The sequence below is a fragment of the Nonomuraea sp. NPDC005692 genome, from assembly GCF_040631115.1.
Taxonomy (GTDB): domain Bacteria; phylum Actinomycetota; class Actinomycetes; order Streptosporangiales; family Streptosporangiaceae; genus Nonomuraea.
Genome location: NZ_JBEXYU010000008.1, coordinates 22416 through 37613, shown reverse-complemented (window position 1 = coordinate 37613; position 15198 = coordinate 22416). Strand labels below are relative to the sequence as shown.

The following is a 15198-nucleotide window of genomic DNA, read 5'->3' as shown; positions in this document are numbered from 1 at the left end:
CCGCCCCCGCCGGTTCGCCCGGCGGGGGTTGGCCGGAGGGCCGTGATCGTATTGTCTGGGAGCAGTCACCCCCCGACGTGAGGATCAGCGCATGCCCCGTTCGAGGAGAGCCGCCCTGTCAGCCCTCGCCGCCGCGGCCTCGGTCCTGGCGGCCGGCGGATCGGCCGAGGCGGCGGCGGACGTGCCGTTACCCTCGGCGGTCTTCCGCGCCACGCACAACAGCTACTCGGGCAACGTCAACGGCGCCAGGAACTCGATCGCCTACCAGCTCGACCACGGCGTCCGCTTCGTCGAGCTGGACGTCCACGACAACGGGTACGCCACCGCCCGCGACTACTCCGTCGGCCACGACGCCCCCGGCGACGAGGTGGACCACGCGGGCAACCCGGCCTCCAACCTGCTCGGCGACTGGCTCGCGGTGATCGACGACTGGTCGGCGGGGCATCCCACGGCCGCGCCGATCGTCGTCGCCCTCGACCTCAAGGACGACCTGACCGACAACCCGTCCTACGCCGCGGGCAACCCGGCCGCGCTGAACGACGAGCTCGTCGCCGCCTTCGGGCCGCGGCTGCTGCGGGCCGAGGACTACCCGGCCGCCCCGCCCACCGTGGACGCGCTGCGCGGCCGCGTGCTCCCCGTGATCTCCGGCGACGGCACCACCCGCACGCTGTACAAGCGCGACCTCGGCTCGAATCCGGCCGTCGCGGTCAACACCCGCGGCCAGGTCGTCGAGGTGCACGACTCGGGCGCCGGAGCGCTGTGGTACTGGACAGGCGTGTACGGCGCCGACGGCCGGGTGACCTGGCTGCGCCACGGCAGGTACGACAGCGGCGTCACCCCGGCCGTCGCCCTCAACGACAACGGCGACCTGGTCGAGGTCCACCAGTCGCAGAACGCCACCACGCTCTGGTACCGCGTGGGACGCCTGGACGCCGCCGGCGAGATCACCTGGTCCGCCAGCCGCCAGTACGACAACGGCGTCCTGCCGACCATCCGCTTCACCGACGCGGCCGGGACCCGGCTCCGGGAGATCCACCGCAGCCAGAGCAGCAGCCAGAACTGGGAGTGGTCCGGCGCGCTCGACGCCGGCGCGGCGAGCGTCGCGTGGAGCGGCAACGCCAGGACCTCCGACGCCCGCCACGACAAGACCACCTCCTACGGCGGCGCGCCCCGCGTGCACGTATGGACCGGCGCCGACGGCCCGACCCCGTCACGGACCCTGCGGGTGGACACCGACGCCGCCACCGGCGACCGCATCCGCCACCGGCAGGTCGCCTTCGACGAGTTCCAGCAGGGGGACAGCGCGGAGCTGCGGCAGGGCGCGCTGTTCTACGCGGCGCCCGCCGGGCAGTCGTCGTTCATCACCGAGGCGCGGCGGGCGGGCCGGCTCGTCCGCGGATGGGACTTCGACTCGGCGGGCCAGGCGACCGATCCGCCGGCGAACTACCCGGCGACCAACCATCCGTACGACGCCTGGTACCAGGACCTGCTCACGCGGACGGGCGCGGTGGAGTGACCGGCGGACGGCGGCTGGTCAGCACGCGGGTGGTGCCGCCGGCTCACCCGACGACTCGTTCTCCGCGCCGGGGCGCCGCCGGTCACGCCTCCAGCTCGGCGGCCCGGCGCAGGTCCTTCGGCCGGCCCAGGGCGCGGCGCATCCGGATCAGGTCCGCCCGGGAGACGTAGCGGACCTCCAGGCCGCCGGGGCCGGTCGCGGTCACCGCGCGGTCCAGGCACTCGCCGACCCGGAGCCCTCCCCAGGGGAGCGCCGGGGTGCAGCAGTCGCCGCCGGCCCCCGGCGAGGTGAAGCACGTCTTCGGACGCAGCAACGAGTCAGGGTGCAGGGGCAGCGGGCCGCCCGTCTCGTCGGTGAAGCGGGCGCCGACGGAGGCGAAGGCGGCGGCCAGGGCCGGAGCATGGGCGGGGCGGCCGTCCCAGAGCAGGTCCAGGTCGCCGGTCAGCTCGGCGGACCCGTGCATGATGCCGGCGACCTGCCCGATCACCACGGCCCGGACACGATGCCGGTGCAGGGCTTCGAGCAGGGGGAACGGGTCGAAGCCCAGGGCGCCGTCGGTGCCGATCGTCCCGGCGTCGTCGTCGGCGTCCTCGTGGGCCACGCCGGTGGCCCCCCGTTCCAGGGCCAGTTCACGGGTACGTCGTGCGGCGGCGCGGAGGCGGTCCAGCGGTTCGTCGATCATCCGGACATGCAACACCGGCCGCCGTCGTGGCGCACGCGGATTTCCCCCGTGCTAACTTGGCCATATGACCAACTTGGCCGAGCGGCCAAATTCGGCGCGCGGCGACCGCCGTCGCGAGCAACTGGTGGAGACCGGGGTCGCGCTGCTGGGCGAGCACGGATGGCCCGGCGTCACCACGAGGGCCGTGGCCGAGCGGGCGGGTACCAACCCCGGCCTGATCCACTACCACTTCGGCGGGCTGCCCGGCCTGCGCGAGGCGATCTTCCGCCGCGCCACCGACCTCGTCGTCGGCCCGCTGGTGACCGAGCTGCTGGCCGCCGACGACGAGCGCGGCGCGCTGGCCCTGCTGCGCGGCCTGCCGGCCCAGGCGGCGGGCGACGGGCCGATGACCCGGCTGGCCGCCGAGCTGATCGTGGGCGCCACCCGCGATCCGGCCCTGGGCGTGGTGCTGCGCGACGAGCTCCGCCGGGCCCGCGGCCGGATCGCGGCCCGCCTCGGCCGGCTGCGCCCCGGCTGGCCGGCCGCCCGCCTCGACGGCGTCGCCGCGCTCGTCACCGCCGCGATCGACGGGCTGATGCTGCACCACATGATCGACCCCGCCCTTCCCGTCGGCGAGGCGCTCTCGGCGGTGGAGGACCTGCTGGACGCGGGCGAGCCTGGCGGGTCCGCGCCCGCGGGGGCGCCGCCCGGCTGACGGGAACAGTGCTCGACGGGCCATCCGGGGCCTGCCCACCACGGAAGGAGACCGACCATGGAGATCGTCAGGAGACCGGACCCGCCGACCGGGCTGCGCCGCAGGCTGTGGCGGCTGCCCATCCTGCTGTACCGTCTCGGCCTCGGGCCGCTGCTGGGCGGCCGCGTCATGCTGCTCACCCACACCGGACGCGTCTCGGGCCTGCCCCGCCGGGCCGTCATCGAGGTGGTCGAGCGCGACGGGCAGGGCTACGTGGCCGCCTCCGGCTTCGGCCCCAAGGCCGACTGGTACCGCAACGTCAGGGCCACCCCGCAGGTGATCCTGCAGGTCGGCGGCTCCCGCCTGCGCGCCACGGCGGTGCCGCTGGAGCCGGGCGAAGGCGCGGACATCATGGCCCGGTACGCCCCCCGCCACCCGGCCGCCGCCCGCCGGCTCTGCCGGATCATGGGCTTCGCCGTCGACGGCGGCGTGGACGACTACCGCGAGGTGGGCAGCCGCATACCGTTCGTCCGGTTCGTTCCGGGGTGATCGGCGAAGCCGTCCAGGGCCTTCAGGATCTCGTCGCGGAAGGTGCCGCTTCCGGTGTGCCCGGAGTCCTCCACGATCACCAGGCGGGCCTCGGGCCACGCCTGAGCCAGGTCCCAGGCGTACTCCAGGGGCGCGCCGAGGTCGAAACGGCCGTGGATGAGCACGCCGGGGATGCCCGCCAGCCGGTGCGCCTCCCGCAGCAGCACGCCCTCCTCCAGCCAGGCGCCGTTGGAGAAGTAGTGGGCGCAGATGCGGACGAGAGCCGCCAGTCTGTCCGCCGGCCGGTCGCTGTAGGCGTTGGGCTTGCCGTTGGTCTCCAGCGAGATGACCGTGTCCTCCCACGCCGTCCAGTCGTGGGCGGCCCTGGCGCGGACCGCCGGATCGGGGTCGGCCATCAGCCCGGCATAGGCGCTCAGCACCTCGGCCAGGCTGCCCCGGCAGCCCTCCGGCACCCCCTCGCGGAAGCGCTGCCGCTGCTCGGGGAAGAACCGGCCGACGCCGTCGTACAGCCAGTCGATCTCCGACCGGCGGGTCGTGGTGACCCCGGTGAGCACGATCTCCGAGACCCGCTCGGGGTGGGCCTCGGCGTAGGCCAGGATCAGCGTCGAACCCCACGAACCGCCGTACAGCAGCCAGCGGTCCACGCCCAGGTGCTCGCGCAGCCGTTCCATGTCGGCCACCAGGTGGTGGGTGGTGTTCGCCGACAGGTCGGTGGCGGGGTCGGCGGCGTGCGGGCGGCTGCGTCCGCAGTTGCGCTGGTCGAACAGGATGATCCGGTACCGCTCCGGGTCGAAGACGCGCCGCTGGCCCGGGGTGCAGTTCGACCCCGGCCCGCCGTGGACGACCAGCGCGGGCTTGCCGCCGGGGTTGCCGCACGCCTCCCAATAGACGAGATGACCGTCGCCGACGTCGAGCAGGCCATGGTCATAAGGTTCGATCGCGGGATACATCCGGCCACCGTACTAGGGGTTCACGGCTGCCCGTCCCCGCCCGTGGGGGCGCGGCGCACGAACAGCTCCAGCCGGGAACGGCCGTCCGGATGGTCGAGCGTCACCCGGTCGCACAGGCGCTGCATCATCCACAGGCCCATGCCGCGCTGCGGCGGCCAGGCCGGGACGCGGTTGAGGTGTGCGTACGTCAGGGTGCCGCGCTCGTCGATGACGTGCACCGTCACGCCGTCCTCGTCGCTGCGGGCGCTCACCGTGCCGGGCGCCTGGGCGTGTTCCAGGACGTTGCCGGCCGCCTCGCTGACCGCCAGCACCAACCGTTCCACCCGCTGCCTGTCGAGCCCCGCCTCCAGGGCGAAAGCGCTGACCAGGCCACGTAGATGAGCCAGGTTCGCACCGATCGGCACGTGCAGCCCGAAGGACTCGCCCATGGTCACCGCCTGATTCGTCCCGTTGGTCGGTACCGGCCCCCCGCCGCGACGAGCGGGGTGTGAGTGAAGCCGCTCATCCGTCAGTGAGCAAATCCTAAGCAGCCTGATACGACATTCGACCGGAAAATCCCTGAAAGCCCTCCGGGGGGCGTGCCGCGCCTGCCTGGGATGAGGGCAGTCTGGCCTGGGGAGGCAGCACGATGGTGATTCCGCCGCCGGTGCACACGGGCGATCACGTCGGGGCGCGCTTCGCCACCGACGACGCCTTCCTGGCCGCCGCCGCCGGGTTCGCGCGCGCGGGCCGCGACCGCCGCCGGTCATCCGGGCCTGTGGGGGCCCGTGAGGTCCTGCCCGCCCGGACGGCGTGACGTCCTGGCGGGCTACCGGCCGGTTCCGTGCGCGGGCGGCTCGCCGGAGGGGAACAGGATCGCGCTGAGCAGGTAGGGGACGCGGCCGGGGGCCGGGGCGTTGCCCAGCCGGTCGCCCAGTACCGCCAGCAGGTCGGCCAGCATCGCGGCGAGTTCGCCGGGGCTGAGCCACACGGTGCCCTGCCGGTAGGAGACCGAGTCGGCGACCGGATCGGCGCCCTCGCGGCGCAGATAGGCATCGAACTCGGCGATCAGGACGGCCATGGCGGCGGCGAACCCCCTGCGGTGGTCATCGAGCGACATCGCGGCGGCGCTCCCCGCGTCGATCGCGGGACGGTCCTGGCGCAGCCGGTAGCGGCGCTCGGTGGCGCCGCGTACGCGCTGCTCGCCCTCGACCTCCAGGAACCCGCCCTCGGTCAGGTGCGCGACCTGGCGGTAGACCGTGATCTTGGGGACCTCGGGCATGCGGGCGCAGAGCTGCGCGATCGTCATCGTGCCCGCGGCGGCCACGGCGTGCACGATGCGCAGCCGTACGGGGTGCAGCAGCTGCTCGACAGGGTCCATGGCCCAACGATTTCATATGAGATACCGTTATCCAAAATGAAAACGTTCGGTTCGCGGAGGAGGCGGCATGCGGAACGTGCCGGGGCGGACGGTGCCGGTGAACGGGCGGCACGTCTATGTCGAGGAGACCGGTGAAGGGCCCTTACCGGTGGTCTTCGAGGCGGGCGGGGGATGCGGGCGCACCTGCTGGGACGCGGTGACGCCGCTGCTGGCGAGCAGGGCGCGGCTGGTGACCTACGACCGCGCAGGGCGCGCGCGCAGCGGCCCCGCCGCCGGGCCGCTCGGCATCGACGACCTGGCGGCCGACCTGGTCGCGATGACCGAGGCCGTCGTGCCGGGGGAGTTCGTGCTGGTCGCGCACAGCATGGGCGGGCTGGTCGCGCGCCGTGCCGCCGAGCTGCTGGGGCCCCGGCTTCGGGGGCTGCTGCTGGCCGACGTCCTGCCGGAGACCTCGCCGGTGTACGACACCTGGGACCGGACCGCCGCGCAGGTCGACCGCATGATGGCGGTGACGCAGGCGCTCAGCCGGTTCCGTCCCCTGGCGCGGCTGTTCAGTGGGAACGTCCGGCGGCTGTTCCCCGCCGACACCTACCGGACCATGCTCGCCGAGGACTTCACCCCCGCCGGGGTCGCTCGGACGCGCCAGGAGATCCGGGCCGTGGCCGCCGCGATCCCGGAGTTCCGGGCGCGACCGCCGCGGCCTCCGCGCTGCCCGACGATCGTGTTGTCGGTGACCCGCGCCGCCCGGGGGCGGGAACGCCAGCACGCCGCCAACCGCGAGCACCAGCGCCGCTACGCCGACAGCCTGCCCGACGGACACCACGAGGACGTCTTCTCGGGGCACCTGGTCCAGGCCGAGCAGCCGCACCTCGTCGCCGACCGCACGGCCCGGCTCATCGGGTGAAGCAGTCGCCGGACGGGGTGAGCCGGGCGGACATGTTGCGTTCCATCATGTCCAGCGCCGCCTGCCCGAGATCGCCATGGATGGCCGCCACGCAGTCGGGCGGCACGGTCAGCTCGTAGTGCCGCACGTACGCGTCCAGCGCGCTGTACAACACGCACTGCTCCGTCACCTGCCCGGCCAGGACGACCCGCTCGACCCCGCTGCGCGACAGCAGGTACTCCAGGGCCGTGCCGAAGAAGGCGCTGTGCCGCACCTTGGGCAGGAACGCGCACCCCGGCGGCGGCAGGACCGGCTGCACCAGGTCGGGCCGCCGGCCCTTCATCGCCCGCTCCTCGATCTCCCGCCGGTCGGCGGCGAAGTCGCCGTAGTTGTCGTTGACGTACACCAGCTCGACGTCGTCCCGCTCGCCGGCCCGTGCCACCAGGTCCGCCAGCGGCTCGACGATCGGCTCCACCTGCCGGGCGAGCCGCTCGGCGTCCTGGTGCTCGTACGGGTTCAGCATGTCGATGACGACCAGCGCAGATCTTGCCATAACCCCTGTCCTGTCCAGCTACCTGCCGTTTTATCCTGGACAAATCGGGGCATGGCGGGTTTGGTCAGTTGTCGTCGATGAACCGCTGGGCGAGGGTCCGGCCCAGCGTCACGGCCTGGTCGTGGTTCTCGATGGCCGCCACCTTCGTCCCGGAGCCGGTGAACGCGATGTACGTGACGCCGGAGTCGGTGCCGCCGTTGCTCGGGTCGGGGTTGATGCCCAGGTCGGCGGCGGTGCGGTAGGAGGCCTCGCCGATGATCCCCGACGGGCCCGTGTCGCCCGTGACCGCGTACTCGACCTGGCCGTTGTAGATGACGGCCACCACCGTCCCACAGCCGATGCCCTTGGTCCGGTAGTCCCAGATCGAGCTGGGGCTCGGCACCACCACGTACGGGAGCTGCGCCGCGTTGAGCGGCGTGTCCGAGGTGGTGTGGCAGAACGTCTCGGCCTGGAAGCAGCAGTCGGTGCTCTCGTTGCACTGCGCGGTGCGGACGCCGTCGCAGTCGATGTCCAGGTCGCCCTTCCAGAACACGCCGCCGGTCTTGCCGCACACCGCGACGGTGCCGGAGGAGACGTCGGAGTCGGTCTTGTACTTGCCGTTGGAGATCTGGGAGCACGAGGTGAGCTCGGCGAGGAGCTGGTCGGCGGTGGGCCCGCCGGTGCCGCCGGTCGTGGTGCCGGTGACCGCGGCGCTGTGCCCGGACTCGTTGCCCGCCGCGTCCACCGCCGTGATCGTGTACGTGTGGGTGGACCCGGCGGCCAGCCCCGCCACCGTGGCGCTCGCGGTGGGCGAGGTCGCCACCACGGCCGTGCCCTCATGGACGCGGTAGCCGGTGACGCCCACGTTGTCGGTGGAGTCGGTCCAGGCCAGGGAGATGCCGGTGGCCGAGACGCCGGTCACCCGCGGGCTCGCCGGCACGGTGGGCGCCTGGCCGTCGGCGCCGCCGGGGCCGCTGACCGACAACCGGTCCACGTTCGGGCCGCCGTCGGCGCCGGTCCCGGTCGCGCGGACGGTGTTGACGCCGGCGTTCAGCGTCACCGTGGCGCGGGCGTCGGCCCAGGTGTCCCAGCCGCCGGTGCCGGGGAAGGCCAGGCCGGTCACCGCGGTGACGCCGTTGACGGCGACGTCCATCGGGCGGCCGGCGGCGGTGCCGTTGGCGTAGCGGAAGGTCAGCGTGTGGCTGCCGGCCTCGGCGACGTTGACCGACCATTCGACGGAGCCGCCGGGGGCGTTGACGTAGTCGACGAACCCGGCGCCGGTGTAGCCGGTGTGGTTGGTGGCCACGCTCGCCCCCGTCAGCGTCGCGGCCTCGGCCTGGTACTCGGTAGCCGGGGCGGCGGCGGTCGTGGCCTCCAGGAAGTCGAGGTTGGGGTTGCCGCCCGCGGACGCGGCGGTGACGCGGATCCTGTTGTCGCCCCGGTTCAGGGCGGCGGTGAGGGTGGAGGTCGCCCAGGTGTCCCAGTTCGCGGTCGCGCCGAACGAACGCCCGGCGGACACGACCGTGCCGTTGACGGAGACGTCGGCGGTGCGGGCGGAGCCGGTGCCGTTGGCGTACCTGATGGCCAGGGTGGCGGTGCCGGCCGCCGGAGCGTCCACGGTCCACTCCGTGTACGGGCCGGCCGCGTTGACGCTGTTGACGAAGCCGGTGCCGGAGAACCCGGCGTGGTTCGCCTCGACGGCGCCCTGGACGTTGGTGGCGTTCTCGGCCTCGTAGCGCACGGTCGCCGCGCGCGCGGGCAGCGCCACGAGCGCGGAGACGACCAGGCACGCGGCGGCGACCGGGACGAGGGTGCGTAAGCGGGTTGCGAGCACGGTCACTCCCTCGGGGGGCTACTGGATGGCGGAGCGGCGGATCGTGTCGGCGCTGCCGTCGCCGTTGTTGTCGGAGTTGGTCGAGCCGAACCAGATGGCGGCGGCGCCCGGCACCTTCTCGACCACGCGCAGCCTGCCGTACGTGCCGTTGAAGTAGGAGTTGACGGTCGAGACGTTCTCGCCGTTCAGGACGATGCGCCACAGCCGCTGCCCGCGCAGCGCCGCCATGAAGACCGTGTTGCCGACGATCGCGATGCCGCTCGGCGAGGCATCGGCGACGCCCCAGGTGTACTTGGGGTTGGTCATGCCGGAGGTGGTGCAGGTGCCCTCGCAGGTGGGCCAGCCGTAGTTCTTGCCGGGCTGGATCAGGTTGAGCTCGTCGCGTGCGGAGTTGCCCAGCTCCGACGACCACAGGCGGCCGGCGGAGTCCCAGGCCAGGCCCTGCGGGTTGCGGTGGCCGTAGCTGTAGACGCGGGTGCCGAACGGGTTGCCGGGCGCGGCGGCGCCGGTCCTGGTGAGGCGCAGGATCTTGCCGTTGAGCGAGTTCAGGTTGGGTGCGTTGGCCGACTGCTGGGCGTCGCCGGTGGTGGCGTACAGATAGCCGTCGGGGCCGAACCTGATGCGGCCGCCGTTGTGGTAGCGGTTCTTGTCGATGCCCTGGAGGATCGTGGTGTAGCCGCTGAGCGTGCTGCCGTTGAAGTTCATCTTCGCGATGCGGTTGCCCTCGGCGGCGGTGTGCATGAAGAACACCTCCTGGTCGGTCGTGCCGTTCCAGGTGGGGGAGAGGTCGAGGCCCATCAGGCCGCCCTCGCCGTCGGTGGTCTGCACGTTCGGCACGGTCCCGACCTGCGTCTTCGTCCCCGAGGGTGTCACCTTGAACACCTTGAACGTGTCCCGCTCGGTGACCAGCGCGTACGAGCCGTCCGGCGTCCACGAGACGTCCCAGGGCACGTCCCAGCCGCCCGCGACGGAGGTCGGCGTCTGGGGCACGGTGCCGCAACCGCCCGTGGTGAACGAGGCCGACGCCGCGCTCGGTGCGGAGAGCTGGCCGGCGGTGTCGCGGGCGACGACGTCGAGCTGGTAGGTGCGCGCGCACTCCAGCGGCACGCTCGCGGTGGTGGCGGGCGGTGCGCCGGCGACGGTGGCCAGCACGGCGCCGGAGGCGTGGTCGCGGACCAGGTAGGCGCGCACACCGCCGTCGTCGGTGGAGGCGGCCCAGGTGACGGTCGCCGACGTGGGCTGCACGCCGCTGACCGCGGGCCGGCCCGGCGGCGAGGGCGGGTCGTCCGGCGGCGCGGGCAGCGTGTGACAGGCCGCCTCGGGGCTGCTCAGCGAGACGTTGCCGGAGGCGTCCCGGGCGAAGACCGACAGCTGGTAGCCGAAGTCCGGGTTCAGCCCGGTCAGCGTGGCCGGCGGCGTGGGGGCGGTGGCGATGAGCTGGCCCTGCTGGTAGATGTCGTAGGCCACGACGCCGATGTCGTCCGTGGCGGGCGGCCAGTCCAGCTTCAGGCTGTTGTGGGTGATCTCGGAGCACACCGGCTGGCCGGGCGCGGTCGGCTTCTGGGTGTCGGCCGGTCCGCTGACGCGCAGCCGGTCGAGGTTCGGGCCGCCGTCCGCGGTGGTCGCGGTGGCCCGTACGGTGTTGGCGCCCGCGTTCAGGGTGGCGTTGAGCGTGACCTCGTTCCAGGTGGTCCACGCGCCGGTGCCGGGGAAGGACCGGGTGCTCGCGGAGCCGTTCACCGAGATGCTCATCGGCCGGTCGATCGTGGTGCCGTTGGCGTAGCGGAAGGTCAGGCTCTGCGGGCCGGTGGCCGCCGCGCTCACCTGGAACTCGACGTACGAGCCCGTCGCGTTGTCGTAGTTGACGAAGCCGGAGCCGGTGTAGCCGGCGTGGTTGGACTCCACGACGCCCCGCGCGATCGTGGCGGTCTCGGCCTGGTAGTCGGTGAAGCCGCTGACCTGGACGTCGGCGTCGAGGTAGTCCCAGTTGGGGTTGCCGCCCGCGGTGGCGGCGGTGGCCCTGATCGTGTTGGGGCCCGCCTTGACCTGGGCGGTCAGCGTGACCGTGGCCCAGGTGTCCCAGTTGGCGGTGGGGGCGAAGGCGCGGGAGGCGGCCACGACCGAGCCGTTGACGGCCAGGTCGGCGGGCCGGTCGCCGGTGGTGCCGTTGGCGTAGCGCAGGGCCAGCGTGGCGGTCCCGGCGCCGGGCGCGTCGACGGTCCACTCCGTGTAGGAGCCGGCGACGTTGTCGCCGTTCACGAAGCCGCTGCCGGAGTAGCCGGTGTGGTTGGACTCGACGGCTCCCTGCGAGAGCGTCGCGTTCTCGGCCTCGTACCGGGTGGGGGCGGCGTCGGCGGGGCCGGCGGGCACGGCCAGCGCGCCCGCGACCAGCGCGAGGACGCATAACCGGGGCTTCCACGAGTTCATCGGGTGGCTCCTGGGGGGTGAGCGGCTTTTCATCGTGTTCCCACAGGGAGTCACACCCGTCAACAAGTTGTCGATCTTGGAACGATCCAAGTTTAGGAAACTTTACTAACTCGGCCTCAGGGAGACATCGGAGGTGCGGGCGGCCGTGGACAGACATCTGCCGGGGATGTATGCCTGAAGCAGGTGTGAGGTCGGATCTGTGATCGTCGCCGGACGCCGGGAGGCCGGAACCATGTGGCTCGGAAACCGACATCAACGCTCGCCCCCGGCGGCTGGACAGCCGCCCGGCGATGCCGCGACGATACGAGATCATGGACCGGAACGACGCAGGGGAGCCGCGCCTGCGGCCCGCCGAGCCCGCTGACCACGACCGCATCGTCGCCGTGCTGGACGACTGGTGGGGACGGCCGATCAGCGCCGGGCTGCCGCGCCTGTTCCTCGACCACTTCCACCGCACCAGCCTGGTGGCCGAGGACGGCGACGGCCTGGCCGGGTTCCTCGTCGGGATCCTGTCGCCGTCGGCGCCCGGCCTGGCCTACGTGCACTTCGTCGGCGTCGCGCCGCGCCTGCGCGGCGGCGGCCTGGCCCGCCGCCTCTACCGGCGCTTCTTCGCGCTCGCCGTGGCCGACGGGCGCGAGCGGGTCAGGGCGATCACCTCTCCGGTCAACGGCGCGTCCATCGCCTTCCACGCCGCGATGGGCTTCACGGTCACTGGGCCCGTCCCGGACTACGACGGCCCCGGCGTCGATCGGGTCGTCTTCGAGCTGCGGCTCCCGCCACGATGACGTCCGCGCCCGCTCATCGGGGGTCCGTACGGGCGTTGAGGCGGTTCAGGGTCGCCGCGAGGGCCGACCCGTAGACCACGTGGCCGAGGGCCATCACCGCGGGGCGGCCCGGCCGGTCGCGGGAGACCGGCGGCAGGATGTCCAGGCTCGGGATCCAGCCCTGGTAACTGGCGATCCAGATCGTCAGCGCGTAGCCGACGCCCAGCGCGGACGGGGTGCGGCGCCCGCGGGTCAGCAGGCCGAACAGGGCTCCGGCGGTGACGCCGAACCCCACGTGGGCCAGCGCCCCCACGACCCCCTCGCCCGGTTTGGGGCGATGCCGGTGGCCCGGCAGCAACGCCCGCGCGATGCGTTTCGGCGGCTGGTCCTCCATCAGGCCCGCCCGGCTGCCGGCGAGCATCACCACGCTCATCGCCGCGGTCGCCACGGCGCCGCCCGCGGCGCCTTTCATGAGGTTGCGCATGCGAAGCCCGGTGCCCGGGACGGGACGCAGGAAACGGGCGGCGGCTGACATGCCGGCCGTCCGGCGGGGCAGGAAGGACGGTCTTCCCGACCAGAGAGGACCGGATGGGCGACACGGCGGCGGCATGCGAGCGGGTGGCCAGGCAGGCGCTGGGCCTGACCGACCTGCGGCCCGGCCAGCTCCGGGCGATGACGGCCCTGGCCGAGGGCAGGGACACGCTGGTGGTGATGCCCACCGGGAGCGGCAAGTCGGCGATCTACCAGGTGCCGGCGTTGCTGCTGCGCGGCCCGACCCTGGTGGTCTCGCCGCTCATCGCCTTGCAGCGCGACCAGGTCGAGGCCCTGCGCGACCGCGACGAGGAGGCCGTCAGCCTGGACGCGCGGACGCGGGCCGGTGAGCGGGCGGAGACGTTCCAGGCGCTGCGGGCGGGGGAGACGGAGTTCCTGTTCTGCGCGCCCGAGCAGCTCGCCCGTCCCGACGTCCTGCGCGAGCTGGCCGCCGCGGCCCCCTCGCTCATGGTGGTGGACGAGGCCCACTGCGTCTCGGCCTGGGGGCACGACTTCCGCCCCGACTACCTGCGGCTCGGCGCGGTGGCCGACGCGCTCGGCCGTCCGGTCGTCGCGGCGCTGACGGCGACCGCCGCCCCGCCGGTACGGGCGGAGATCGCCGAGCGGCTGGGCATGCGCGCGCCGGTGGAGATCGTCCAGGGGTTCGACCGGCCCAACATCTCGCTGGAGGTGCGCCGGGCGCTCGACGACCCCGCCGCCGACATCGTCACGACCGTCGCGGCGGCGAAGAAGCCCGGCATCGTCTACACGGCCTCGCGCAGGCAGACCGGCCGTCTGAGCGGGCTGCTGGCGCAGGCCGGCGTACAGGCCGCCGCCTACCACGCCGGGCTGCGCCGGGCCGAACGGGACGAGGTGCACGGCCGGTTCATGGCCGGTGACCTGGACGTCGTGGTCGCGACCAACGCCTTCGGCATGGGCATCGACAAACCGGACGTGCGTTTCGTCCTGCACGCCGAGATCCCCGGTTCGCCGGACGCGTACTACCAGGAGATCGGCCGGGCGGGCCGGGACGGCGAGCCGGCCGACGCCGTGCTCTTCTACCGGCCCGAGGACCTGGGACTGCAGCGGTTCTTCACCGGCGGGACGCCCGACGAGGAGCGGCTGGCCCGGGTCGCCGAGGCGGTCGCCGAATCCGGCCCCGGCAGCGACCGCAAGGGCCTGGCCGAACGCGCCGGGTTGTCGGCGCGCCGCCTGACGGCGCTGCTGGACCTGCTGGAGAGAGCCGGTGCGGTACGGCTCGGCACCCGCAAGGTCGATCCCGTGCCCGGCCTCGATCCCCGGGCGGCGGCGAGCCGCGCCAGGGAACTGGCCGAGCGCCGCCGCGACGTCGACCGCAGCCGGCTGGAGATGATGCGCCGCTACGCCGAGACCACCGACTGCCGCCGGCGTTTCCTGCTCGGCTACTTCGGCGAGGAGCTCGCCGACAACTGCGGCAACTGCGACACCTGCCGCGCCGGGACCGCCGAGCGGGCGCCCCGGGAGAGCGGCCCCTTCCCGCTGCACGCCCGGGTGGAACACCGCGCGTGGGGGCCCGGCCAGGTCATCCAGCGCGGCGAGGACCGCCTGACGGTCCTGTTCGAGGACGCCGGATACCGAGAGCTCCAGCTCGACGTCGTCCTCGAAGAGGACCTCCTGACCGAGATCTGAACCGGCGAAAGGACACACGGACATGGAACGACACGACAACGACCGGCAGCACGAGCCCGGCTCGCCCGAGGGCATGAGCCACGCGCAGACGGAGAGCCGGAGCGACCTGGCCCGCTGGGTCAGCGGCACCCACGCCTTCCCCGCCGACCGGGACTCGCTGCTGGACCGGGCCGAGGCCGAGTCGGCCCCGGAGCCGGTGCTGTCCGCCCTGCGCTCCCTGCCGGACCGGACCTTCGCCAACGTCGAGGACGTCGCGCGGGAGCTGGGCATCGCCGGCGAGCACGGCTGAGACCGGCCCGGGGCCGCCCGGCTCAGGGGCGCATCGCGCGCCCCTGGTCGTCCGGCCCCGGGCGGAGGGGGCCGGGGAAGCGCCGGATCCAGCGGCGTTGCCACGGGGTCTCGACCGCCCGGGGGTGGTGGTGCTCGCGCGTCCAGGCGACGGCGTCGGCCGGGTCGAGGCCGGCCAGGACGGCGAGGCAGGCGACGACCGTGCCGGTGCGGCCCACGCCGCCCCCGCACGCCACCTCGACCGCCTCCCCCTCCCGCGCCCGCCGGTGCAGGTCGCGGATCCGCTCCACGGCCGCGTCGCGGTCGCGGGGCAGCAGGAAGTCGGGCCACTCGATCCACGCGTGCGGCCAGCGCAGGCCGCCCTCGTGGCGGCGGGTCAGCCGCGCCGACCCGAGGTAGAGGCCGAAGCCGGGCGCCGGGCCGTCCGGCAGCGGGTGGCGCAGGCCCCGGCCGCGGATCCAGGTGCCGTCCGGGAGCCGGAAGGCGCCCGCGAGCGGCGGCTCGCCCGTCGTGCCGTCCGTCGGAGTCGTCACGGATCCTC

17 protein-coding genes are annotated in these 15198 nt (G+C 73.7%); 8 read left to right on the top strand and 9 right to left on the bottom strand.

Annotation, left to right across the window (positions count from 1 at the left end):
- Positions 1-91: 91 nt before the first annotated feature.
- Positions 92-1516, top strand: coding sequence for a hypothetical protein (locus ABZ459_RS19220; RefSeq protein ID WP_357971642.1), 1425 nt, complete (start codon positions 92-94; stop codon positions 1514-1516).
- 82 nt (positions 1517-1598) lie between these two features.
- Here ABZ459_RS19220 and ABZ459_RS19215 read toward each other — a convergent pair whose 3' ends face one another.
- Positions 1599-2198 (bottom strand): hypothetical protein, encoded by a 600-nt coding sequence (locus tag ABZ459_RS19215; RefSeq protein ID WP_357971640.1) that lies wholly within the window; start codon positions 2196-2198, stop codon positions 1599-1601.
- A 64-nt stretch (positions 2199-2262) separates the two neighbouring features.
- Here ABZ459_RS19215 and ABZ459_RS19210 point away from each other — a divergent pair, with 64 nt between their 5' ends.
- Positions 2263-2892, top strand: a complete 630-nt coding sequence (locus ABZ459_RS19210; protein WP_357971638.1) for a TetR/AcrR family transcriptional regulator — start codon at positions 2263-2265, stop codon at positions 2890-2892.
- 57 nt (positions 2893-2949) lie between these two features.
- On the top strand, positions 2950-3420 hold the full coding sequence (locus ABZ459_RS19205; RefSeq protein WP_357971636.1) for a nitroreductase family deazaflavin-dependent oxidoreductase: 471 nt from the start codon (positions 2950-2952) through the stop codon (positions 3418-3420).
- Here ABZ459_RS19205 and pip read toward each other — a convergent pair.
- Together pip and ABZ459_RS19195 are read right to left on the bottom strand one after the other, a co-directional pair.
- Positions 3369-4370 (bottom strand): prolyl aminopeptidase, encoded by a 1002-nt coding sequence (gene pip / locus ABZ459_RS19200; protein ID WP_357971634.1) that lies wholly within the window; start codon positions 4368-4370, stop codon positions 3369-3371. The genes ABZ459_RS19205 and pip overlap by 52 nt on opposite strands.
- A gap of 20 nt (positions 4371-4390) precedes the next feature.
- Entirely contained in the window at positions 4391-4798 is a 408-nt protein-coding gene (locus tag ABZ459_RS19195; RefSeq protein WP_357971632.1) for an ATP-binding protein, read from the bottom strand.
- 200 nt (positions 4799-4998) lie between these two features.
- Here ABZ459_RS19195 and ABZ459_RS19190 point away from each other — a divergent pair, with 200 nt between their 5' ends.
- Positions 4999-5166 (top strand): hypothetical protein, encoded by a 168-nt coding sequence (locus ABZ459_RS19190; protein WP_357971630.1) that lies wholly within the window; start codon positions 4999-5001, stop codon positions 5164-5166.
- A gap of 12 nt (positions 5167-5178) precedes the next feature.
- Here ABZ459_RS19190 and ABZ459_RS19185 read toward each other — a convergent pair whose 3' ends face one another.
- Positions 5179-5730 carry a helix-turn-helix domain-containing protein gene (locus tag ABZ459_RS19185; RefSeq protein WP_357971628.1) on the bottom strand — a complete coding sequence of 184 codons (552 nt, stop codon included), beginning with the start codon at positions 5728-5730 and terminating at the stop codon, positions 5179-5181.
- Positions 5731-5797: 67 nt separating this feature from the next.
- On the opposite strand from ABZ459_RS19185, the gene ABZ459_RS19180 reads away from it, so the two are divergent.
- A complete protein-coding gene (locus ABZ459_RS19180; RefSeq protein ID WP_357971626.1) occupies positions 5798-6634 on the top strand; it encodes an alpha/beta hydrolase in 837 nt (278 codons plus the stop codon).
- Here the strand turns inward: ABZ459_RS19180 and ABZ459_RS19175 are convergent.
- From ABZ459_RS19175 to ABZ459_RS19165, 3 genes are all read right to left on the bottom strand, one after another.
- Positions 6624-7166: an isochorismatase family cysteine hydrolase gene (locus ABZ459_RS19175; protein ID WP_357971624.1), complete on the bottom strand. Its 543-nt coding sequence runs from the start codon at positions 7164-7166 to the stop codon at positions 6624-6626. The genes ABZ459_RS19180 and ABZ459_RS19175 overlap by 11 nt on opposite strands.
- A 64-nt stretch (positions 7167-7230) precedes the next feature.
- Complete coding sequence (locus ABZ459_RS19170) at positions 7231-8979, bottom strand: CBM35 domain-containing protein (RefSeq protein ID WP_357971622.1); 1749 nt, start codon at positions 8977-8979, stop codon at positions 7231-7233.
- 18 nt (positions 8980-8997) lie between these two features.
- Positions 8998-11406: a PQQ-dependent sugar dehydrogenase gene (locus ABZ459_RS19165; protein WP_357971620.1), complete on the bottom strand. Its 2409-nt coding sequence runs from the start codon at positions 11404-11406 to the stop codon at positions 8998-9000.
- A 311-nt stretch (positions 11407-11717) separates the two neighbouring features.
- On the opposite strand from ABZ459_RS19165, the gene ABZ459_RS19160 reads away from it, so the two are divergent.
- A complete protein-coding gene (locus tag ABZ459_RS19160) occupies positions 11718-12191 on the top strand; it encodes a GNAT family N-acetyltransferase (RefSeq protein WP_357971618.1) in 474 nt (157 codons plus the stop codon).
- A 13-nt stretch (positions 12192-12204) separates the two neighbouring features.
- On the opposite strand, the gene ABZ459_RS19155 is transcribed toward ABZ459_RS19160, so the two are convergent.
- On the bottom strand, positions 12205-12705 hold the full coding sequence (locus ABZ459_RS19155) for a DUF6789 family protein (RefSeq protein ID WP_357971616.1): 501 nt from the start codon (positions 12703-12705) through the stop codon (positions 12205-12207).
- Positions 12706-12758: 53 nt separating this feature from the next.
- On the opposite strand from ABZ459_RS19155, the gene ABZ459_RS19150 reads away from it, so the two are divergent.
- Together ABZ459_RS19150 and ABZ459_RS19145 are read left to right on the top strand one after the other, a co-directional pair.
- Complete coding sequence (locus ABZ459_RS19150; protein ID WP_357971614.1) at positions 12759-14369, top strand: RecQ family ATP-dependent DNA helicase; 1611 nt, start codon at positions 12759-12761, stop codon at positions 14367-14369.
- 22 nt (positions 14370-14391) lie between these two features.
- On the top strand, positions 14392-14658 hold the full coding sequence (locus tag ABZ459_RS19145; protein ID WP_357971612.1) for a DUF2795 domain-containing protein: 267 nt from the start codon (positions 14392-14394) through the stop codon (positions 14656-14658).
- 22 nt (positions 14659-14680) lie between these two features.
- Here the strand turns inward: ABZ459_RS19145 and ABZ459_RS19140 are convergent, their stop codons facing one another.
- Complete coding sequence (locus tag ABZ459_RS19140; RefSeq protein ID WP_357971610.1) at positions 14681-15190, bottom strand: protein-tyrosine phosphatase family protein; 510 nt, start codon at positions 15188-15190, stop codon at positions 14681-14683.
- Positions 15191-15198 lie beyond the last annotated feature (8 nt).